Annotated in this window: 19 protein-coding genes; 11 read left to right on the top strand and 8 right to left on the bottom strand. The window is 65.4% G+C overall.

What is annotated here, in order from left to right; genetic code table 11:
* Nucleotides 1-48: 48 nt before the first annotated feature.
* Nucleotides 49-1,869 (bottom strand): AMP-dependent synthetase/ligase, encoded by a 1,821-nt coding sequence (locus AC3A3W_RS05380; protein ID WP_487440937.1) that lies wholly within the window; start codon nucleotides 1,867-1,869, stop codon nucleotides 49-51.
* A gap of 173 nt (nucleotides 1,870-2,042) precedes the next feature.
* Between AC3A3W_RS05380 and AC3A3W_RS05375 the strand changes: the two genes are divergently transcribed.
* Nucleotides 2,043-3,149: an ROK family glucokinase gene (locus tag AC3A3W_RS05375; RefSeq protein WP_487440936.1), complete on the top strand. Its 1,107-nt coding sequence runs from the start codon at nucleotides 2,043-2,045 to the stop codon at nucleotides 3,147-3,149.
* 10 nt (nucleotides 3,150-3,159) lie between these two features.
* Here the strand turns inward: AC3A3W_RS05375 and AC3A3W_RS05370 are convergent, their stop codons facing one another.
* The 3 genes from AC3A3W_RS05370 to AC3A3W_RS05360 are packed head-to-tail and all read right to left on the bottom strand — an operon-like array spanning nucleotide 3,160 to nucleotide 5,385.
* Nucleotides 3,160-3,795, bottom strand: coding sequence for a hypothetical protein (locus AC3A3W_RS05370; RefSeq protein WP_487440934.1), 636 nt, complete (start codon nucleotides 3,793-3,795; stop codon nucleotides 3,160-3,162).
* Nucleotides 3,788-4,600: an alpha/beta hydrolase gene (locus AC3A3W_RS05365; RefSeq protein ID WP_487440932.1), complete on the bottom strand. Its 813-nt coding sequence runs from the start codon at nucleotides 4,598-4,600 to the stop codon at nucleotides 3,788-3,790. Before AC3A3W_RS05365 ends, AC3A3W_RS05370 begins: the two co-directional genes overlap by 8 nt.
* Nucleotides 4,597-5,385 (bottom strand): alpha/beta hydrolase, encoded by a 789-nt coding sequence (locus tag AC3A3W_RS05360; protein WP_487440931.1) that lies wholly within the window; start codon nucleotides 5,383-5,385, stop codon nucleotides 4,597-4,599. Before AC3A3W_RS05360 ends, AC3A3W_RS05365 begins: the two co-directional genes overlap by 4 nt.
* 110 nt (nucleotides 5,386-5,495) lie before the next feature.
* Here AC3A3W_RS05360 and AC3A3W_RS05355 point away from each other — a divergent pair, with 110 nt between their 5' ends.
* Together AC3A3W_RS05355 and AC3A3W_RS05350 are read left to right on the top strand one after the other, a co-directional pair.
* A complete protein-coding gene (locus AC3A3W_RS05355) occupies nucleotides 5,496-6,362 on the top strand; it encodes a lysophospholipid acyltransferase family protein (RefSeq protein WP_487440930.1) in 867 nt (288 codons plus the stop codon).
* Between the two features lie 105 nt (nucleotides 6,363-6,467).
* Entirely contained in the window at nucleotides 6,468-7,859 is a 1,392-nt protein-coding gene (locus AC3A3W_RS05350; protein WP_487440929.1) for a class II 3-deoxy-7-phosphoheptulonate synthase, read from the top strand.
* Between the two features lie 80 nt (nucleotides 7,860-7,939).
* Here AC3A3W_RS05350 and AC3A3W_RS05345 read toward each other — a convergent pair whose 3' ends face one another.
* On the bottom strand, nucleotides 7,940-10,105 hold the full coding sequence (locus tag AC3A3W_RS05345; protein WP_487440927.1) for a Stk1 family PASTA domain-containing Ser/Thr kinase: 2,166 nt from the start codon (nucleotides 10,103-10,105) through the stop codon (nucleotides 7,940-7,942).
* 108 nt (nucleotides 10,106-10,213) lie between these two features.
* Nucleotides 10,214-11,545 (bottom strand): lytic transglycosylase, encoded by a 1,332-nt coding sequence (locus tag AC3A3W_RS05340; RefSeq protein ID WP_487440925.1) that lies wholly within the window; start codon nucleotides 11,543-11,545, stop codon nucleotides 10,214-10,216.
* Between the two features lie 253 nt (nucleotides 11,546-11,798).
* Between AC3A3W_RS05340 and AC3A3W_RS05335 the strand changes: the two genes are divergently transcribed.
* Nucleotides 11,799-12,152, top strand: a complete 354-nt coding sequence (locus AC3A3W_RS05335) for an Rv2175c family DNA-binding protein (protein ID WP_205652619.1) — start codon at nucleotides 11,799-11,801, stop codon at nucleotides 12,150-12,152.
* A gap of 132 nt (nucleotides 12,153-12,284) precedes the next feature.
* On the opposite strand, the gene AC3A3W_RS05330 is transcribed toward AC3A3W_RS05335, so the two are convergent.
* Together AC3A3W_RS05330 and AC3A3W_RS05325 are read right to left on the bottom strand one after the other, a co-directional pair.
* Nucleotides 12,285-13,379, bottom strand: a complete 1,095-nt coding sequence (locus AC3A3W_RS05330) for a polyprenyl synthetase family protein (RefSeq protein WP_487440923.1) — start codon at nucleotides 13,377-13,379, stop codon at nucleotides 12,285-12,287.
* Nucleotides 13,376-13,909 carry a hypothetical protein gene (locus AC3A3W_RS05325; protein WP_487440921.1) on the bottom strand — a complete coding sequence of 178 codons (534 nt, stop codon included), beginning with the start codon at nucleotides 13,907-13,909 and terminating at the stop codon, nucleotides 13,376-13,378. The genes AC3A3W_RS05330 and AC3A3W_RS05325 overlap by 4 nt, the downstream gene beginning before the upstream one ends.
* Nucleotides 13,910-13,985: 76 nt before the next feature.
* Here AC3A3W_RS05325 and dinB point away from each other — a divergent pair, with 76 nt between their 5' ends.
* The 7 genes from dinB to AC3A3W_RS05290 all read left to right on the top strand — a co-directional run.
* Nucleotides 13,986-15,233 (top strand): DNA polymerase IV, encoded by a 1,248-nt coding sequence (dinB, locus tag AC3A3W_RS05320; protein WP_487440920.1) that lies wholly within the window; start codon nucleotides 13,986-13,988, stop codon nucleotides 15,231-15,233.
* Nucleotides 15,234-15,523: 290 nt separating this feature from the next.
* Nucleotides 15,524-15,895, top strand: a complete 372-nt coding sequence (locus AC3A3W_RS05315; RefSeq protein ID WP_205652623.1) for a DUF3040 domain-containing protein — start codon at nucleotides 15,524-15,526, stop codon at nucleotides 15,893-15,895.
* A gap of 336 nt (nucleotides 15,896-16,231) precedes the next feature.
* Nucleotides 16,232-16,660, top strand: a complete 429-nt coding sequence (mraZ, locus tag AC3A3W_RS05310) for a division/cell wall cluster transcriptional repressor MraZ (protein WP_078028973.1) — start codon at nucleotides 16,232-16,234, stop codon at nucleotides 16,658-16,660.
* A 167-nt stretch (nucleotides 16,661-16,827) separates the two neighbouring features.
* The gene (rsmH, locus tag AC3A3W_RS05305) at nucleotides 16,828-17,826 is read left to right on the top strand and encodes a 16S rRNA (cytosine(1402)-N(4))-methyltransferase RsmH (RefSeq protein ID WP_487440917.1); all 999 of its coding nucleotides are present in this window, start codon (nucleotides 16,828-16,830) and stop codon (nucleotides 17,824-17,826) included.
* Complete coding sequence (ftsL, locus tag AC3A3W_RS05300; protein WP_487440915.1) at nucleotides 17,823-18,479, top strand: cell division protein FtsL; 657 nt, start codon at nucleotides 17,823-17,825, stop codon at nucleotides 18,477-18,479. The genes rsmH and ftsL overlap by 4 nt, the downstream gene beginning before the upstream one ends.
* Nucleotides 18,480-18,526: 47 nt before the next feature.
* The gene (locus AC3A3W_RS05295) at nucleotides 18,527-20,329 is read left to right on the top strand and encodes a peptidoglycan D,D-transpeptidase FtsI family protein (RefSeq protein ID WP_487440913.1); all 1,803 of its coding nucleotides are present in this window, start codon (nucleotides 18,527-18,529) and stop codon (nucleotides 20,327-20,329) included.
* A gap of 85 nt (nucleotides 20,330-20,414) precedes the next feature.
* The coding region (locus AC3A3W_RS05290; RefSeq protein ID WP_487440911.1) for a Mur ligase family protein at nucleotides 20,415-21,491 on the top strand (1,077 nt) is incomplete at its 3' end.

Below are 21,491 nucleotides of genomic sequence, written 5' to 3'. Positions count from 1 at the left end.
CCCCGCCGTTTCCGGCGGGGGTTCTCGCATATCCTGCAGTCGCTGGCTCTAGGCCCTCGTGGGCTTGGGCGCGGCGTACATCTCCTCGATCACGGTCTCGAAATCCTTAACGACCTGCGCGCGCTTGACCTTCATGGACGGGGTCAGGTGGCCCGACGCTTCGGTGAAGTCGCTGGGTACGATCCTGAAGGACTTGATGGCCTCGGCCTGTGAGACGGACTGGTTAGCGTGGTTGATCAGCTCCTGCACGGCCGACCTGACGGTCTCATTGTCGGCTGCCTCGGCCAGGGTGGTTTCGGCCGGCAGGTTGTGGCGCTGCAGCCACCCGGGAAGGGCTTCCTCGTCGAGGGTCACCAAGGCACCGATGAAGGGGCGGTTATCGCCCACCACGAGCACCTGCGAAACCAGCGCGTCTGCCCTGATCTGGTCCTCCAGCAAGGCCGGAACCACGTTCTTGCCTCCGGCGGTCACGATGATTTCCTTCTTCCGGCCGGTGATCGTGAGGAACCCGTCGGCGTCGAGCTGGCCGATGTCGCCGGTGCGGAACCATCCGTCGACGAAAGCCTCAGCCGCCAGGTCATCGCGCTTGTAGTAACCCCGCATGACGCAGGCGCCCTTGGTGAGGATCTCGCCGTCGTCCGCAATCTTCACGGTGTTTCCGGGCAGGGGTGCGCCGACGGTGCCGATCTTGATGCGCTCGGGAGTGTTGACGCTGACCGGGGCCGTCGTCTCGGTCAGGCCGTAACCCTCCAGGATTTGCAGTCCAATGCCCTGGAAGAAGTGGCCAAGCCGCTCACCCAGCGGACCGCCGCCGGAGACTGCGTGCGCCACGTGACCGCCCATGGCGGCCCGCAGCTTTCCATAAACGAGCTTGTCGAAAATGGCGTGCCGGACTTTGAGCCCCAGCCCGATCCTGCCGTCCTGCCGGGCGCGGGAGTAGGCAATGGCCGTGTCCGCGGCCTTGTGGAAGATCGCGCCCTTGCCGCCGTCTTCCGCCTTGGTGAGCGCCGAGTTGTACACCTTCTCGAAGACGCGCGGCACTGCAAGGAGGAAGGTGGGCTTGTAGCTCTGCAGATCCGGCAGGAGGTGCTTGATGTCCGGCGTGTGGGCCACGGTGGCGCCTGCCGCCACAGCCAGGACCGAGATAAACCGCGCGAAGACGTGCGCCAGCGGGAGGAACATGATGGTCCGGGCTTGCTCGTTGACGATCTGGCGCAGCGAGGTCGCGAGGGCGTTCTCTGAAAGTTCCACGAAGTTACCGTGGGTCAGTTCGCAGCCCTTGGGGCGTCCCGTGGTTCCCGAGGTGTAGATGATGGTGGCAGTGTCCTTGAGCTTGGCGGCCTTCCGGCGAGCCTCAAGGTCGGCGTCGCTGATGTCCCTTCCGGCGTCCCGGAGGGCCTCCAGGCCGCCGCCTTCGAGCTGCCAGACATGGGTGAGGGCGGTGAGCCCCTCGGAGGCGGCCGCCTGCCTGATGACGTTCTCGTGGTGGCCGGTCTCGCCGAAGGCGGCCACGGCGCCCGAGTCGCCAAGGTTCCAGGCAACCTGGGAGGGGGAAGACGTCTCGTAGATGGGAACGGACACGCCGCCGGCGAACCAGACGGCGAAGTCGACCAGCGCCCATTCATAGCGCGTCCGGGACATGATTCCCACCCGGTCCCCGGCTTGCACGCCGCTGGCGATGAGTCCTTTGGCGAGGGCGGAGACGTCGGCCAGGAAGTCAGTGGCGACAATGTCCTGCCACTGTCCGGCGGCATCCAGCCGGGAAAACAGCGCCGGATTCGACGCCTTGGCCGCCTGGCGCACCAGGAGGTCTGTGATGTTGGTGTCCGGGGGGACGTTGACCAGGGGCGGAACACTGATTTCGCGCACGATAGCTCCTCTGATAGCCGTAGGCCGCTGCGGTTAGTCCTAACCTTAGTACCCGACGCCCAAGGGCCAGGTGCCATTTAGTTACTCGCCAGTAACTTTACGTCACTGCCGGGGTCGCGCCAAGCGGCGAAGTGCAGGCTTTGGCCCGGGTCAGGCACCTAGAATGGGGGATTATGCAGCCTTCCCCACGGAGTGAACAGACCGGACCGTCCAGCACCGCCCGTCAGTCCAGGTCCCGGGCGTGGCGGCGCGGTTTGGTCGGCAAACAGGGCGGCAGCGCACCTCACCGCACGCTCCGGCAACACCTTCGTCCCGCAGCCACCGGTCTCGCCATCGGCATCGACATTGGCGGCACCAAGGTGGCGGCCGGAGTGGTTGACGCGGAGGGGCGGATTCTCAACGAAGCCAGGCGGTCCACTCCCGGAAGCGATCCCCGCGCCGTCGAACGCGTGATTGTTGAGCTGGTCGAGGAGCTCAGCCGTGGGGCCCGGATCAGGTCGGTCGGCATAGGCGCCGCAGGCTGGATGGATCTCGACGGCGGCACCGTTTTGTTCAGCCCCCACCTGGCATGGCGCAACGAGCCCCTCAGGGACAACCTGCAGCGGCTGCTTCGCCGCCCGGTCATGCTGGTCAACGATGCAGACGCCGCCGCCTGGGCTGAGTGGCGGTTTGGCGCAGGCCAGGGACAGGACCGCCTGGTATGCATCACCCTTGGGACGGGGATCGGCGGGGCCATGGTGATGGACGGGCGCGTGGAGCGGGGCCGCTTTGGCGTCGCCGGCGAATTCGGCCACCAGATCATCATGCCCGGCGGCCACCGCTGTGAGTGCGGCAACCGCGGCTGCTGGGAACAGTACGCGTCCGGCAACGCCCTCGGCCGGGAAGCCCGTGAGCTCGCCCTGGCCAACTCGCCGGTGGCACAGGAGCTCCTCAAAGCCGTCGACGGGCAGGCTGACCGCATCACGGGCGCCACTGTGACGGAACTGGCCATTTCCGGAGACGCAGCCTCCAAAGAGCTCCTCGAAGACGTGGGTGACTGGCTGGGGCTGGGCCTGGCCAACCTGGCCGCGGCCCTGGACCCCGGCAAGTTCGTCATCGGCGGCGGGCTGTGCGCCGCGGGAGAGCTGCTCGTGGCGCCGGCCCGGAAGGCCTTTGCCCGGAACCTTACCGGCCGGGGGTTCCGGCCCGCCGCGGAAATCGCACTGGCGGCCCTCGGGCCGAACGCCGGCCTGATCGGCGCGGCGGACCTGTCACGGGTCAGCAGCCGCACCCATAACTGAGCATGACCGCCTAGACGCGGGCGCCGTCGTCGTTCTCGTCCTTCTCCTGGGGCAGCTTCATGATCAGGTACACCACCGCTCCCACGAAGATGACCACCATGCCGAGAATTGCCAGCAGCGGGGCTGAACGCCAGAACATCGACGCCAGGACCAGTGCCACGGGGGCGCCCACCGCGCCCAGCCAGGCCAGCATGGTCAGAGGGTCGACGCCGGACAGGCTGGGTGGGTCCTCGGGCACAAACGCGTCGTCCTCGTCTTCCACACCATAGTCGCGCGGTCCCTCCGGCGCGGTTGCTTCCTCAGGGCTGGCGTCTTCTGCGGCGCGCTGCCGGGCTGCTGCCTGCTCCCGTTCCGCGGCTGACAGCTCGATGGGCGCTCCTGCGTTGGGAGCCAGCCCGAGAGGATCAAAGTCACTGAACCGCTTGGCAGGCCCTCCAGTGGCAGCGCCGGACGCTTCGCTGTCTGCAACGGGAGTATTCGCGGTTCCGGCGTGGGGGTCGGTCCCGCCGTCAGGTTCGCCAAGGCCGGCACGGTTGTCGGCGTCGAGGCCGGTGGTGTCCCCTTCCAGCCTGGCCACCAGGTCAAGCCAGACGGCGTCGTCCTGATTGGCGCTGGGGTCGGACGAATTTGAATCGGGCCTATTCATTGGGATCGCCCTTCTGGCTGGCTGTCGCGGACAGGTCGGGACCCGGGCGGGTTTCCGCAAGGATGTCACGGATGAAGTCCACGGAGCCGCTGAAAATTTGCCCGGCGTCGTTATCGAGGGTGGCTACATGGTAGCTGTTCTCCAGCATGGTCAGCTGCAGCGGCGCCTGGGTCAGGCCGCGGCGGAGCGCCGTGATGCTCGAGTCGGACACGACGTGGTCCACGGTTGAGCGGAAAACGCGGACGGGAGCGGTCACCCGCGGCAGCAGCAGCCGGGTGGACTTGAAAAGCTTGTTCAACTCGTGGGCCGCCGCCACCGGTGTCCGGTCATAGGCGCCTTCGTTGACGTCCGGCTTCAGGATGTCGTTGCCGATGGCCGGCGTGCTCTTGAGCACGAGTTTGAGGATGCCGGCTAATGGCGCGCGGGGATCGTCGATCACCAGCGCGGGGTTGACCAGGATAGTACCGGCCACGGGCCGGGTGGCGGCGATGCGCAAGGCAAGGGCGCCGCCCATGGAGATGCCGGCGGAGAAAACGGCGTCACACTCTTCTTCGAGTTCCAGAAATGCGGCGTCCATGGCACCGTGCCAGTCTGTCCAGCGGCTGCGGGCAAGGTCCTGCCATGAGGTTCCGTGGCCCGGAAGAAGTGGCATGCGGACTGCGAAGCCAGCGGCGGCAAGTTCCATGGCCCAGGTCCGCACGGCGTGCGGACTCCCGGTGAACCCGTGGGCGAGGGCGACGCCCACCCTTGGCCCTTCGCCGGAGAAGGCGCTGCTGAAGGGACTGTGGTCCGGAAGTGTGCTCATTGCTTCTCCGTCGATACATTGCTGCGGGCATGCACCTGGAAGAACCTCTCGGACGCGTCGAAAATTTCCTGCGCATCGGCGTCCAGGGTGGCAACGTGGCCGCTGTGCTCCAGTGGCACGACCTCAAGGCTCGCCGAGCCCAGTCGCTTGCGGATCATGGCCAGGGATGTGGGCGGCACAACGGCGTCGTTCCGCGACTTGAAGACCAGGACCGGTGCCGTGACACGGGGGAGTCCGCGGGCCGCGGCGGCGAAGAGTCTTTTCAGCTGATGGACAGCGGCAAGCGGCGTGCGGGAATAGTCGCCGTCTTCGGTTGGGGACGCCGTCGGATTTTCTTCCTCGATGGGGACCGTGGTCCGCTGGAAGTACTTGAGCAGTCCGATGACCCGGATACGCCGGTCGTAGAAGCTCAGCGCGGGGTTGACCACAGCCACGCCCGCCACCCGCCGGCGGGAGGCCGTCAGGAGGGCAATGGCGCCGCCCATGGACAGTCCGGCCACGTAGCAGGCGTCGGTCCTGGCGGCGAGTTCCTCATACGCAGTGTCGAAAGCGCGGTGCCAGTCCGTCCATCCGCGGCGTGCCAGGTCCTGCCAATCGGTTCCGTGGCCGGGCAGGAGGGGCACCGAGACTGCGAAGCCGCGTTCCGCCAGATATTGGGCCCACGGAAGGATGCTCAGCGGGCTGCCGGTGAAGCCATGGCAGATGGCGATTCCGATGCGGGCGTTGGGGCCGTGGCCCGGGTAGCTGAAAGCGGCGGGCCTGGTCCGGTCGCTGCTTTCTGTCATGAGTCCATCGTGTCACTGTTCCGTGCAAATCTCACTAGAGTAGGGTTGCATTGCAGTGCCGGCAGGCCCTTGTGAATGCCGGCCGGTTGCCTTCCGGAGGGGTTGGACGCGTGTTTTATTGGGTCATGAAAAGGATCTTCCTGGGTCCGGTGCTCCGCACTCTGTTCCGGCCGTGGGTCAAGGGACTGGACAACCTGCCGGCCGATGGGCCTGCGATCATTGCGTCGAACCACCTGTCCTTTTCGGACTCGATCTTCATGCCGCTCATGGTGCCCCGGCCCGTCATCTTCCTGGCGAAATCCGAGTACTTCACGGGTACCGGGCTCAAGGGCCGGCTGACGGCGCTGTTCTTCCGGCTCACCAACCAGCTCCCCATGGATCGCTCCGGCGGGGCGGCCTCCGCCGCTTCGCTTGAGGCCGGGATGGATGTCCTGACCCACGGGGGATTGCTGGGGATCTATCCCGAGGGAACACGAAGCCCGGACGGTCGCCTGTACCGGGGCAAGGTGGGGGTGGCGCGGCTGGCGCTGCAGGCCCGGGTCCCGGTCATACCGGTTGCCATGATCGGCACGGACAAGGTTCAGCCGATCGGAAAGAGGCTGCCCAGCATCCGCCGCATCGGCATGATCTTCGGGGCGCCCCTGGACTTCAGCCGGTACCACGAAATGTCCGACGACCGGCTGATCCAGCGGTCCGTGACCGACGAAATCATGTACGAGCTCATGCGCCTCTCCGGGCAGGAATACGTGGACGAGTACGCGGCAGTGGTCAAGCTGCGCCTGGCGGGCAAGGGACCTGCCCCCGCGGCGGCTTCCGGGGAAAGCCAGCCTGGTGAAGTCCCGGCCGATGAAGGCCAGCGCAACGACGGTCAGCCCGGAGAAGTTCAGTCCGGCGGAGTTCAGTCCGGTGATGGCAAGGCCGGTGAAAGCGCCGCGGACGACGGCGACACCGACGCCGGTTCCTCCCGCCGCGCCTAAGCGCCCCGCAGCTTCGCGGCTGCCGTGAGGGATGTATGACGCCAGGGGCGGGACAATGACAGCCCGGGTGTCCCGATGCCTGCCTGGGCAACTACTCTTAGTAGTGTGACTGAGCTATCTGCAAAACCTGCCCCTTCCCTGACCAGCACCGCACAGAGCGGCGCCGCCAACTATCCGGGACTGGACAACTGGCGGGACCTTCCCATCTCGCAGCAGCCGACATGGCAGGACAAGGACGTTTTTGACGCGTCCGTTCAGGAACTCTCGGCCCTCCCGCCCCTCGTGTTCGCCGGCGAAGTCGACGTGCTCCGCGAGCGGCTCGCCGCTGCCGCCCAGGGTAAGGCTTTCCTCCTCCAGGGTGGTGACTGCGCCGAGACATTCGGGGACGCCACGGCGGACAAGATCAGCGCCCGAGTGAAGACCATCCTGCAGATGGCAGTGGTCCTGACGTATGGTGCGGCCATGCCGGTCATCAAGATGGGCCGGATGGCGGGGCAGTTCGCCAAGCCGCGCTCCTCGAACGAAGAAACCCGCGATGGCGTGACCCTTCCCGCGTACCGCGGTGACATCGTCAACGGGTACGACTTCACACCCGAATCCCGGGGCCACGATGCCAGCCGCATGCTGAGGGCTTACCACACGTCCGCGTCGACGCTGAACCTGATCCGCGCCTTCACGCAGGGCGGCTTCGCGGATCTCCGCCTTGTGCACCAGTGGAACAAGGGCTTCACCGAAAACCCTGCCCACGCCCGCTACGAATCCCTGGCGCGCGACATCGACCGCGCCATCAAGTTCATGGCGTCCTGTGGCGCCGACTTTGAGGCGCTGAAGCGCGTGGAGTTCTACGCCAGCCACGAAGCACTGCTGCTTGACTACGAGCGCGCCCTGACCCGCATCGATTCGCGTACCGGCTTCCCGTACGACACGTCCGCTCACTTCCTCTGGATCGGTGAGCGCACCCGCGAACTGGACCACGCGCATGTCGACTTCCTCTCGCGCGTCCGCAACCCGATCGGTGTAAAGCTTGGCCCCACCACCACCGGCGATGACGCCCTGCGCCTGATCGACAAGCTGGATCCCAACCGCGAGCCCGGCCGCCTGACCTTCATCAGCCGGATGGGTGCGGGCAATATCCGCGAAAAGCTTCCCGCGGTGGTGGAAAAGGTCACTGCCTCTGGTGCGCAGGTCCTGTGGGTCACTGACCCGATGCACGGCAATACGGTTACGTCGCCGAACGGCTACAAGACCCGCAATTTCGACGACGTCATCGACGAAGTCCGCGGCTTCTTCGAAGTGCACCACGCCCTGGGAACTGTTCCGGGCGGCCTGCATGTCGAAATGACCGGGGACGACGTCGCCGAGTGCCTGGGCGGTGCCGATCCCATCGACCAGGAAGCATTCCTGGACCGCTACGAGTCGGTCTGCGATCCGCGCCTGAACCACATGCAGTCCCTGGAGATGGCGTTCCTCGTCGCCGGCGCCCTCACCCGGCACTGACAACAGGGCGGTTATCCGCGGCACCCTTAGGTTCAGGGGGCCCGGGCCAGTGATTCTGTGATGCTGGTTCCGGGCCGCCCCTAGACGACGGTCAGTGTTACGACCGATCCTTCCGGAACCTCGACGTCGACCGGATCCTGGTCGCGGACCGTCCCGAAGAATCCGCCGAGGATGTTGTTGACGCGGACTTCGAATCCGCGCTTCTCCAATGCCTCGCGCGCGTCGCCGACCTGCTCCCCGATATAGTTCGGCACCTTCACGAGCTTCGGGCCCGCGGAAATGGTCAGCGTTACAGTCGCTCCCCGCGTCAGTGTTCCCGAGGCGGGCTCCTGCTTGACCACGGCGCCCTTGGGAACATTCCGGTCGTTGACGGTTTCGTCCGCAACCACGGCAACCAGCCCCGCCGCCTCAATGGCCCGGAAGGCCGCGCCTTGTTCCTCTCCCCGGACGTCCGGGACCGGAATGGGCTGGGGGCCCTTCGACACCGTCAGGCTCACCGGTGTTCCGTGCCTGACTTGGGTTCCGGCAGCGGGGGACTGCGCGAGCACCGTCCCAGCCGGCGCCTCTTCATCAAACTTTTCCGTGACCTTACCCAAGGCCATCTCAGCACCGCTGAGCGCTTCCTTCGCGGCATCAAGGGACTTGCCCGGCAGTTGCGGAAGCGGGAACAGCTGGGGACCCTTGGACACGAACAGCGAAACCTGCTGGTACTTGCGGATCTCCGTTCCGGCCTCAGGGTCCGAGCCCACTACGAGGCCGGCGCGGACGTCATCGTCGAACACGTCCTGGGTGCTGGACTGGAAGCCGGCGCCTTCGAGGAGCTGCTGTGCCTCGGCCACGGTTCTGTTTGCCACGGCCGGAACCGTCCCCGGAGATCCTGGCCCCATGCCGAAGAACCAGCCGGCGCCGGTGGCCAGCAGTGCCGCAATGACCAGGATGACGATCCAGAGGACACCGCGGCGCCGCGCGTTGCCTTCACGCAGGGTGCGGAGCGGTGTCGCGGCAGCCCTGGAGCGTGCCCTTTGGTCGACGCGGTCCTGCTTCCGCTGTTCGCGTTTGCTTAACGGCCTTTGACTGTCTCCGCCGTCACCGTAGGCGGCCGGAGCAGCTGAGCCGGCGTCGTCGTCGGCGTCGACTCCGAACTTTGCCGGCAACCGCCTGGTCGGAATCATGGTGGTGGGGTTGCTGGTGTGGGAGATGACCTCCGTCGGGCGCTGCACGCCGGGTCCGTCCACCGGGGACAGCACCTCGGTGTGGCTCCCCGGTGCTGCCGCGGATGGCAGGCGCGCAGGAGCCGGCGGAGCCGCGATTCCGGGCCCGGCCGGGTTGAGGCCCATGGCGCCCGTGGCGCCCGCGGCATTCGCCGCGTGCCGGGCTGCCGGAGGTTGCAGGTCCAGCTCCGCGTCAGAAAGGTTGGTGCGGATGTGCCTGAGCTCCGAGAGGAGGGCGTTTCCGTCCACGGGGCGCTTGTCCGGGTCATTGGCCGTGCACCACTGCACGAGCTCGTCGACTTCTTCGGCGAGCCCCGGGACGAGGCCCGACGGCGGAGCAACGGTCGAGTTGACGTGCTGGTAGGCAACCTGGATCGGAACTTCGCCGTCGAAGGGCTGCTGGCCGGTCAGCATCTCATACAGCATGATTCCGGTGGAGTAAATGTCGCTCCGGGCGTCTGCCGGCTTGCCGAGCACTAATTCCGGGGAGAGGTACGCCACCGTTCCGATCAGCGTGCCGGTGGTCGTGGTGGTGGTGACCGCACGGGCCAGCCCGAAGTCGCCGATTTTTATCCGGCCGTTTTCGGCAATCAGCACATTTTCCGGTTTGACGTCACGGTGTATGAGGCCGGCGTCGTGGGCGGCGCCGAGGCCTTCCACTACCGGATCTATGAGGGCGAGGGCCAGCCGGGGCGACAGGGCGCCTTTTTCATTGATGACATCACGGAGCGTGTGTCCCTTGATGTATTCCATCACGAGGTACGCCGTCTGGCCGTCATGTCCCTGATCCAGAACGCCCACAACATGGGGATGCGAAAGTTTCGCGGCGGAGCGGGCCTCGCGCGAGAGGCGGTCGAGGAAACTGCCGTCGTTGACGAGGTGCGGGTGGAGGACCTTCAGTGCGACGTCACGGTCCAGGCGTTGGTCCGTGGCCAGGTAGACGGTGGACATTCCGCCCCTTGCCAGCTTTGAATTCACCCGGTAGCGGTTATCCACCAGGGAACCAACGAGACTGTCCGACACCTTTTCCTGCACCCTTCGATCCTAATCGCTGCAACGATACGGGTCCGGATCAAAATGCGATCCGGACCCGTATCGTTATCCTCATTGGCCCCACATCACGCGGATGAGGGGCCCGGCAGCCTAGGCGAAGTTCCTTCGGTGCGCCTTGATCGCCGCGACGTAGGTCTTGGTGTCGGAGTACATGCCGTACTTGCTGACAGAGTACTGGCCCTGGTAGTAGCCGGCGATGGCGTAGTCCAGGTTCTTGCTGGTGCGGATCAGCTGCCGGATGATGGCCACCCCGGCCGTCGCATTGTCGTAGGGGTCAAGCAGGTTGAGCTTGCGGCCCACGAGGTCGGACGCCCATTCGCCTGAGGTAGGTATGACCTGCATGGTGCCGATGGCGTTGGCAGGGGACACCGCGCGCTGGTTGAATCCCGACTCCTGGTACGCGAAAGCCAGTGCCAGTGCCGGGTCCACGCCCATGCGGCGGGCTGTATCCGCCACGATGGATTTCATCTGTGCCAGCGAGGGCACCGGCGACGCGTTGAGCAATGCCTTGTTCTTGTTGGCCGAGCTCACCACCGCAGCGGGGTACGTGAAGCCGAGGAAGGAACTGGGCACCAGCGGGGTGACGCTGGATGCCGGCTGAACCGGGCTCGCGCCGGTGGACTTGCCCGGGATGACCAGCTTGTTACCGGGGTAGATGATGCTGGTCACCTTGAGCCGGTTCGCGGACAGGACGTCGGCCAGCCGGACACCGTGCCGGGCTGCGATGCCTGACAGCGTATCGCCGGACTTGATGGTGTAGGAACGGGATGAGGCTGTGGGTGCCGAGGTGGCCGGGGCGGGAGACGTCGCGGCGCCGGCTCCGATCCGGATTTTCTGGCCCGGGTAAATGATCGACGACAGGGACAGGCGGTTCCAGCTCAGCACCTGGGACAGCTTGACGCCGTGCCTGGCAGCGATGCCGCCCAGGGTGTCACCCGACTTCACGGTATAGGTTTTCGCACCGGTGCTGGCCAAGGCAACAGTTGCCGCTGCCGGCCTGGGCGCCGGCGCCGCGGCCCCCTTGAGCTTCAGCTTCTGGCCCGGGTAGATCACCGAGTTGACCTTCAGGTTGTTCAGCCTCAGGACTGCCGACGTGCTGAGGCCGTACCGGTGGGCGATGCCGCTGACGGTATCTCCGCGGACAACCCGGTGGCTGCTGGGCGTGACGCGGGCTGGCTGCAGGCCCGCGGGAATGGCTGCCGGGACGGATGCTGCCGGAATGACGCCTGCCTTGGCCGCGGCGGCCTGGGCTTCCATGGCAGCGGCCAGCGTTGCCGGGATAGCACTGGGGCGGGCATCGGCGCCGGCAGGCTGCGCGAGCGCCAAGGAGGACAGCATCACGGCGGGAAGTGTCGCCGTCGTCGCCGCGATCATGGGCAGGCTTGGCCTGGGGGGCTGCTTGGGCGAGCTGGTCGTCGTCATGGGAAAGATCCTCTTCTCAGCGGCGAATGCTGTCGGTCAGGCCAGTGTGACTAATGATTCTAGTGTTATTCAAGTTATTCCTGTTACAAATGTGATCTATGAGAATCTCTCACGATTTTCCGATTAGCACAAGAAAGGGCGCCCGCTCAGGAAGTCCGGGTCTGCTGGTGTGTCGCCGGACGAGACCAGCGAAAATGCGGGGAGGCAGGGGACCGACTAGGCGTGCGGGTGCCCGCCGTGGCAACCTTGACCCGTGAGTACTGTAGAAAGCCTTGTTGGCGACTGGTTGCCCCTGCCCGACGTAGCCGAGTTGCTGGACGTTTCCATCACCAAAGTCCATGGGTTGCTTGATGAGCGGGCGCTGGCCGCAATACGCGTGGGCGACCGCCGCATCCGTTCCGTGCCTGCCGCTTTCCTGATGGACGGCCACGTCGTGGAGAGCCTCAAGGGCACCATCGTCGTTTTGTCGGACGCGGGCTATTCAGACGAAGAGCTCATCACCTGGCTCTTCACGCCCGACGAATCCCTCCGCGGCCGCCCCATCGACGCCCTGCGGGATGGGCGCAAAACCGAAATTCGCCGACGCGCCCAGTCCTTGGCCTGGTAGATCCGGCCAAGGAAAACGGAGTAGGTAAACCGGGGCAGGTAAATCCCGCCTCATGAATGCAGCGTGGTAAATGCGGGGCGGGACAGACCGCCCCGCATTTCAACGCCGGCTCATTCGGGCGCCCCAGGGCCCCTACGCGGCGCGGCTTACTGTTGCTTCGGCCAGCTTCCTTAATGCCGTCTTCGGCAGGTCGTCCAGCGGGAGCAGCTCCAAGGCGCCGTACGCGGCGGCCCCGAACTCCTCGATCAGGACCTCGGTGGCATGCAATGCCCCGCAGTCCGCAATAATCCTGCGGATCTCCGCTACATCTTCCGCGCCCAGATCCGGACTGCCCAGCTTCGCGTCGATGAACGCTGATTCCTCCGGCGTGGACAGATCCAGGGCGAAAGCCACCAGTACTGTGCGCTTGCCTTCCCGGAGATCATCGCCTGCAGGCTTGCCCGTTGTGACCGGATCACCGAAGACGCCCAGGACGTCGTCGCGGAGCTGGAACGCTTCGCCCAGCGGCAGCGCGAAGGCGGAGTAGCCGCGCAGCAGGTCATCCGAGGCGCCTCCGAGCGCGCCGCCCAAAGCGAGCGGGTGTTCCGTGGAGTACTTGGCCGATTTGAAGCGGATGATGGACTGGGCGCGGCTCACGGCGCCGGCACGGTCCCGCACCGGCCCGGCCACTTCTTCCAGAATGTCCAGGTACTGCCCCGCCATGACCTCGGCTCGCATGAGGTTGAAGATCAGCCGTGCCCGGCTCCCCGAGGCCGCCTGCTTGCCGATGTCCGTAAATGCTTCCTCGCTGAAGGACAGGCACAGGTCGCCGGCCAGGATGGCTGCCGCGTGGCCAAAGCGTTCGCTGTCCAGGGCCCAGCCTTGGCTTTCGTGCAGCTGGCTGAACCGGCGGTGGACGCTGGGGCCTCCGCGCCGCGTATCGGACCGGTCGATGATGTCGTCGTGGATGAGCGCGGCGGCCTGGAAGAGTTCGAGGGCCGCGCCCGCGGTGATCACATCCTCGGCGTCCGCGGGACCGCCGGCACCTCTCCAGCCCCAGTAGCACATGAGGGCCCGCAGCCGCTTGCCTCCGGTGACAAGGTTTGAGATCGACCCCATGATCGGATCGATGTCGGGCGAGATTGCCGTCATCACGGAGTGCCTCGTGGTCAGGAAGTCTGTGAGCTTGCCCGCGACGGCGGCCACGAAGGCCGCCTGTTCTACACGGAGCTGTTCGGCCACCGTCACTTGACGGACTCAGGCGCCACGTTGGCCCCGATCGTGAACGTGGACACTCCGGCAGTCGCGGGGACTGCGATGTTGACGGTCTCGTTCCCGGCCCGGACAAAGTCCTTTGAGACTACGGCACCGACCGTGTTGCCCGGAACGGCCTTGAATCCCTGCGCTTCGAGCGCCTTCGTGTAAAAGGCGACGACGGCGGCAGGCTTGGCGGCAGTCGAGCCCACCAGGGCGACGGTTGCGGGGGAGGAGGACTTATCGAAACTGCTGGCCACGACCTTGGCCCCCGGCATGGGCGGAAGCAGCTTTTGCGGGAATCCTGCGACGAGGGCGCCCACCATGGCGGAGGTGCCCGGCGATGCCGAGGGGCTGGGTGGCGCTGTGGTGCTCGCCTGGGCCATGGCCGTGGTGGACGCCGCAGCTTCAGGGGCTGCTGCGGGACCGGGGGCAGGTGCCGTGCAGGCCGACATCACCACCATCACCGTGCCGGCCGCAAGCAGGCCGAGGCCTGCAGGCATGTGCGTTCCAATGACCTTCACAGGTGTATTCCTCCTGGGGTTTGATGCCGGATCCAGCCTCCAGTTTAGTCAGCCCCAAGGGCATAGGATTGCAGATGTGGTGCCGGACCAGGACAGAGAGCAATTCGAAGCGCGTCTTCGGGAGCTTCGGCGCAGCAGTATTCTGCACGTGGATATGGACGCTTTTTTTGTTTCCGTGGAGCTGCGCGGGCGCCCGCAGTTGCGCGGCAGGCCGGTTATCGTCGGATTCCCGGCGGACCGATCCGTGGTCCTGTCAGCCTCGTACGAAGCACGCGCCTTCGGAGTTAAGTCTGCGATGCCGATGGTCGTAGCCCACCGCCTGTGCCCGCAGGCCATCGTCATCGAGCCGCGCCACAAGCTCTACTACGAAGTGTCCGGGCAGCTGATGTCCATCTTCGAGTCCATCACTGAGCTGGTGGAGCCGCTGAGCGTGGACGAGGCGTTTCTTGATGTAGGGGGAGCGATCCGCAGGCTCGGCTCCCCGCAAGCCATTGGCGAACTCATCCGGAGCCGGGTAGTCGGCGAACTGGGCATCACCGCTTCTGTGGGCATTGCCGCGAGCAAGTTCGTTGCCAAGATCGCGTCCACGCGCTGCAAGCCCGATGGCCTTCTGCTCATCCGGCCGGAGGAGACAGTGCCATATCTGCATAGCCTCCCGGTCAACGCCCTGTGGGGCGTCGGCGCCAAGACGGCAGACGTACTGGCCAGGATGGGTATCCGCACGGTCGCTGACGTTGCCGCCACTCCGGTTGCGTCACTGAAGAAGGCTCTGGGCGCCACCGGCGAGCACGTCCACCGGCTGTCGTGGGGCATCGATCCCCGGGCTGTGACGCCCATCCGGCTGGAGAAGAGCATCGGGGCGGAGGAAACGTTCGCTGTGGACACGGCCGACGACGCACTTCTCAACAAAGAGCTGTTGCGTCTGTCTCACCGGACGGCAGAGCGCCTGCGGGCGTCCGGAATGGTGGCACGGACCGTGGCCCTGAAATTGCGGTACGCGGATTTCTCCACAGTTACCCGGAGCAGGACAGTCCACGCGCCCGTGGACAGTGCGCAGCTGATCTACTCCACAATCCTCCAACTGCTGGAGTCCTTGGGGAACCGGTCCATGCCGGTCCGGCTAGTAGGGGTCCGCGCCGAGCAGCTGGAGCCTGCAGCGCAGACATCCCTGCAATTGAGCCTGGACCGGAGGGATGACAACTGGCGGTCGGCCGAACAGGCGCTGGACAGGGTGGCAGAGAAATTTGGCAACAAATCTGTCCTTCCGGCACGGCTCTTGGACGGTGCCACGGGGGCCGCCAGGCCTCCTCGGGAGCAGGCCTGAGCAGGCGGCCGGGGCGGGCCGGATTCTAGCCGGTTTTTCAGGGTTCTTTCGACGCCGCGGCAGGCGAAAGCGTCTTTCACAACACCGCCCAACAAACTATCCTTAGAGATACAAAGATTTCGAACGTCTGGACATGTGTGGATCACCTGACCCGCCTGCGTCCGTATGCTTGGATCCATGGACCTGCCAACGATGGAGGGCCGGGAACCTGTAGAGCATGCCGGTCGTTGACGAGGCAGGAACAGCTGGTCCTGACCAGTCCAGACGTTGGCCTACTTAAGGAGGTCGTGATGCCGCTCTCGGAGCACGAACAGAAGCTGCTCGAGCAACTCGAGAGGCAGCTGCATGAGGACGATCCCAAGTTCGCCAGTTCCATGGGCTCGGATCCTGGCCGCACATGGTCCACCCGGCACATTGTGATTGGCGTACTCGCGACGCTCGCAGGGGTCCTGCTCCTGCTGGTGGGGGTATCCCTGCAGAACATCTTCGTGGGTGTCCTTGGATTCGTCGTCATGGGAGCGGGTGTCTACTTCGCCACCATGCGCAGTGCTTCCAGCGGCAAGGCTAAGGCCGGCGGACGGGGAAAGAAGTCCAAGGGCAAGAGCTCTTTCATGAGCAGCCTTGAAGAGCGCTGGGATGAAAGGCGCCGCGGAGAGTCCTGACCTCCGCCGCCCCCACTTCCCACCACCTCCACCTGGCACCACCCTCCACTTGCCACCACACCACGCCTAAACGATGACCCGCTCCGGCGGGTCATCGTTATTTAACGGCCATTCCGGGACACCTGCCGGAGTGGCGCTTCCGGAGGCCGCGATTCTCCCTCCACTCCCCACCCCCGGGCTGAGCCCCGGAATTCCACGGAACTTGATTCTCCAATTGCCGGATAATTCATTGCGCCGCGTTGACTGTGGTGAGAAGTGGAGTAAAGTGGAGCGAGTAAGAGGGTAGTGGCAGCGCGGGGGTTGTTCGGCTTCTGACAGCAGAGGGGTGGTGGGGATGTGTTCCTGGGGACACACTCGCCGCGTCTGGATGAAAAGGGCCGGATCATTCTTCCTGCCAAGTTCCGTGAGGAACTTGCCGGCGGACTTGTTCTCACGCGAGGCCAGGAGCGCTGCATCTACGTCTTCAGTGAGCAGGAATTCGCGAGGGTTCACGAGCAGATCCGGGAGGCTCCCATCTCCAACAAACAAGCTCGTGACTACATTCGCGTCTTTCTCTCCGGAGCCTCGGACGAGGTACCTGACAAGCAAGGGCGGGTGACTATCCCTCCTGCCCTTCGGGAGTATGCAGGGCTCGGCAGGGAACTGGCCGTCATCGGCGCCGGCACCCGCGCAGAGATCTGGGATGCCCAGGCTTGGAATGTGTACCTGGCGGAGAAGGAAACCTCCTTCTCCGAAACCGACAACCCCATCGCCGGCATTCTCTGAGTGCCGGCAGGCAGCACCCGAATCTGTTTCTTGAATGAGATCTCCAGCCGCCCATCCAACCGTCTTCCTGGCTCACTTCCCCGGAGCCAGGCGGCCAACCGGACAGGCGCGGATGGGGATCTGACTTAAGAAGCAAGCAACCCGCGGCAAGCAGGAAGGACGAAGGCATGAACGAACACGACAACGCCAAACCTACGTCCGAACGCCATGTGCCGGTTCTGAAGGACCGGTGCATTAATCTGTTGGCGCCGGGATTCGAAGCAGCGCGCCTGCGCGGAGAAACTCCGGTGGCAATCGACGCCACGCTGGGGATGGGCGGACACTCGGAGGCGATGCTGCAGCGCTTCCCTGACCTGCATCTTGTGGGCATCGACCGCGACGAAGAGGCGCTCGCCCTCGCCGGTGAGAGGCTGAAGCCCTTCGCCGGGCGCATCGACCTCGTCCATGCCGTCTATGACGAAATCGCCGAAATCCTGGAGGACCTCGGTATTTCGGAAGTCCACGGCATCCTGATGGACCTCGGGGTGTCCTCGTTGCAGCTCGATGAGCGGGAACGCGGCTTTGCCTACTCTTTTGACGCGCCCCTGGACATGCGGATGGACACCAGCCGCGGGCAGACGGCGGCTGACGTCGTCAACACCTACAGCGAAGAAGACCTGGTCAGGATCATCCGGAAGTGGGGCGAGGAGAAATTCGCCGGCCGCATTGCCAACAGGATTGTCACGGCCCGGGCGGACAAGCCGTTTGCCACCACCGGAGAACTGGTGGAGCAGATCCGGGCTGTTGTGCCGGCCGGTGCCGCCAAGTCGGGAGGCCACCCGGCCAAGCGGACGTTCCAGGCTCTGCGGATCGAGGTCAATGAGGAACTCGACGTCCTCGAACGTGCGGTCCCCGCAGCCGTGGAAGCCCTCGCACTGGGCGGCCGGATAGTGGTCATGTCCTACCACTCGCTGGAGGACAAGATCGTCAAAAGCGTCTTCCAGGCGCGTTCCAAGTCATCCGCACCGCTGGGATTCCCGGTGGAGCTGGAAGAACACAAGCCCGAACTCAAGACCCTGACCAAAGGCACCGAGGTGCCAACCGCCGTCGAGATCGCGGAGAATTCTCGCGCAGCATCCGCCCGGCTGCGCGCAGTGGAACGCATCAGAGCCAGGAGAGCCGCATGAGCACCGCAGCTGTCAAGACCTACCCCCTCGCCTCCAGCCGCAGCGCCGGGGACGTTGATTCCGGGCTGTCGGGAGCGCGCAAGGCGCGGACGCCGTTGTCCGTTGTCCGGTCCGTTCCCAAGAAGCACCGTGCACCGTTCGTGGTTCTCTGCTTTGGCCTGCTCGCCGTGGCGCTCATCGCTGTCCTCGTCCTGAACATCTCGGTGTCTACCGCCCAGTACCAGCTGGTGAGCCTGCGCAGCGAACAGACGACGCTGACCAAGCAGAACCAGGATCTGACACAGCAGGTCCAAAACTTCGAAGCGCCGCAGAATCTGGCAGCCAAGGCCTCAGAATTGGGGATGGTAGCTTCCACAGGGAAGGGCCAGATAGATCTGTCCACGCTCACTGTCAGCGGCCAGGCCAAGCCTGCCGTCAAGGGTGACTCGGCTGGAGCGGTAATCGCCGCCCCGGCTGTTCCCGGCCAGCTCAACGTCGTCCCGCCGGCAAGTACTGCCGACCCGCTGGAAAACCGGAAGCCTGCGGCGGAAGAGGCCGTGTCAGCGCCGGTGGCTGCGGCCCCCGTTGCTGCGCCGGCCGCCGCCCAGAAGCCGGCGGCGGCCCTCAACGGCGGCACCATCCCGGCGCCTGCCCAAAAGGCGCCGGGGCAGTAACTGGCAGAACGGACGCGGCTGGCAGCCAGCAAGGCAAGCAGTAAGGGATGATCGTGGCGCAAGGCAAGGCAAGCAGGCAGAAAGTCCCGAACGCCACCAAGCGGTTGCGCCTTGGACTCGGCGTGATGCTGGCGTTACTCCTGGTAGTCGGGGGAAAGCTCTTCCTGGTCCAGGGCCTGGACGTTGGCGGCATGGCGGAAGCTGCCCTCAGCAACCGGCTGCGGCCGACCGTGCTGCCTGCGGAACGGGGCAGCATTGTCGATGCCAACGGGACGGTGCTGGCCAACAGCGTGATTCGCTACAACATCACCGTAGACCAGGCGGTCAACACCAAGACGGAGTCCTTCAAACGGCTCGAAACCGTCAACGGCGAGGAAGAACTCGTCACAGTTTCCCGGGACCAGGGGATCGCGGAACTTGCCGGCGTCCTGGGGATGCGGGTGGAGGACGTCCGGAACTCCGTCACGGGCAAGAAGACTTACTACATCGTGGCCAAGGACCTGAAGCCGGACGTTGAAGACCGGGTATCCAAGCTGCAGATTCCGGGCATCTTCTCCGAAGGAACCAGCAAGCGGGTTTACCCGAACGGTTCTGTCGCGGGCGGCATCGTGGGGTTCCTGGAGAACGGTGACACCGGACAGGCAGGCCTGGAGCAGACACAGGACGCCATCCTCAGGGGAACACCCGGCAAACGACTTTTCGAGATCGGCGCCGACGGCCTCCGCATTCCGGTGGGCGTGGACCAACTGACGCCCGCCCAGGACGGCAAGGACGTCAAACTCACCCTCAATTCGGACCTGCAGTATTTCGCGCAGCAGGCCATCCAGAGCCAGGCGGACAAGCTGAGCGCGGAGTGGGGCACCATCATCGTCTCCGACATCAAAACCGGCAACATCCTGGCCATGGCGGACACTAACGCGCCCGACCCCAACGATCCCGGCAAGGTGGCGGCTGAGGACCGCGGAGTCCGGGCAGTCACCGCAGCTTACGAGCCAGGGTCCGTGGAAAAGATGATCACCGCCGCCGCGGTCATCGAAGAGGGCAAGGCCAAGCCGCTCGACACTTTTGTCATCCCGCCCTCCTACGTGGTTGACGGCCAGCAGTTCGATGATTCCTTTTCCCACGGGACTGAAAAACGGACGCTGGCCGGCATCCTCGGATGGTCCATGAACACCGGAACGGTCATGGCAGGGCAGCGGCTGACCAAGGAACAGCGGCATGACTGGCTGCAAAAGTTCGGCATCGGCGAGGCCCCCGAGATTGGCCTGCCCGCCGAAGCCAAGGGCATCCTGACGCCGGCCGACCAGTGGGACGGCCGCCAGCAGTACACGGTGCTCTTCGGCCAGGGCGTATCGCAGTCAACGCTCCAGACTGTCCGGGCCTACCAGTCCATCGCCAATGGCGGGGTGATGCTCCAGCCGCGGCTCATTGACAGTTACATCAACCCCGACGGAACCGAGGAGAAAGTCCCGGCGAAGCCTGCCCGGAAGATTGTGTCCAAGGAGACCGCCAAGCAGGTCCGGGACATCCTGGAAAGTGCCGTCACGGAGGGCCAGATCAAGGAAGCAGCGATCGACGGCTACCGTGTCGGGGCCAAGACCGGGACGTCGCAATCGCCCTGTGATGACGGCACGGCAGGTTTCTGCGGCTACACGGCCTCGATGGTGGGAATGGCGCCGATGGACGATCCGCGGTTTATTGTTGAGGTGGTCCTGCAGCGGCCCAAGGGTTCCATTTACGGCATTACCAACGGTCCCGTTTTCCGTTCGGTCATGAGCCAGGCACTGCGAACGTACAACGTTCCGCCGTCCAAGGGGCAACCGGTCAAGCTGCCGCAGTTCGCCAAGTAGTAAACGCGCTTTCAACGACCGCGGTGCACGTGAACGCTTCGTTCTGCCGTGTCCCGCTGGTCCACTAGTACCCACGGAGATCCACTTGTCAGAGCACAATGCCCCCGGCACTGCCGGTGCCCCGGACGGGCAGGCTTCCCCCGGCGGGTTCCGGCCAACGGCCGTCGCCGCAACAGAACTGGGTGCCATCGGCCGGTGGGTCGGACTCACCGTGCCCGGAGCCGCGGCGGACGTTCACGTTACCGGGATCTCCCTCAACTCCCGGACGGTGGAGCGCGGCGACCTTTACGTGGCACTCCCCGGGTCCACCCGCCACGGCGCGGACTTTGCCGCCGCGGCGATCGAGTCGGGCGCCGTCGCTGTGCTGACGGACGACGCCGGTGCGCGGCTCCTGGCGCTGGCGCCTGATATCTCCGTGCCGGTGCTCGTGGTGGATGAGCCCCGGGCCGTCGTCGGCCGCCTGTCAGCGCTGATCTACCGGAGCCAGGCAACGGACGGCTCGTCGCCGTCGCTCTTCGGCGTCACCGGAACCAACGGCAAGACCACCACCACATACTTCGTCAATTCCCTGCTTCAGGCTCTTGGGAAGAGAACGGGGCTGATCGGCACCATCGAGATTGTGGCCGGCGGCGATCCGATTCCCAGCCTCCTGACCACGCCGGAATCCACCGACGTCCACGCCCTGCTGGCCCTCATGCGCGAACGGGGGCTCGACGCAGCGTCCATGGAAGTGTCCTCGCATGCAGTCTCGTTCCGCCGCGTTGACGGCGTGGTCTTCGACGTCGTCGGGTTCACCAACCTGACCCAGGACCACCTCGACCTGCACGGCACCATGGAGGACTACTTCCGCACCAAGGCGGAGCTCTTCACCGAGGGGCGTGCCCGCGCCGCTGTGGTGACGGTCGACGACGAGTGGGGACGCCGTCTCGCCGCCGAGGCGGGCCTTCCGGTCACCACGCTGTCAACCCTGCCGGTGGGTGACGGTGACGGACGGTCCCCTTCCGCAGCCCCGTCGGGCAGCGCGGACTGGACCGTCACCGAGCCGCGGCCCCGCGGCCTCGGCACCGAATTCACCCTGCGCGGCAGCACCGGCGTGGAGCTCCGCGTGCATACCGGGCTCCCCGGCAGCTTCAACGTCTCCAACGCCGCCCTTGCGTTGGCC

The sequence above is a fragment of the Arthrobacter sp. Soil_N43 genome (genome assembly GCF_057655195.1).
This window is presented reverse-complemented; position numbering and strand designations above follow the sequence as displayed.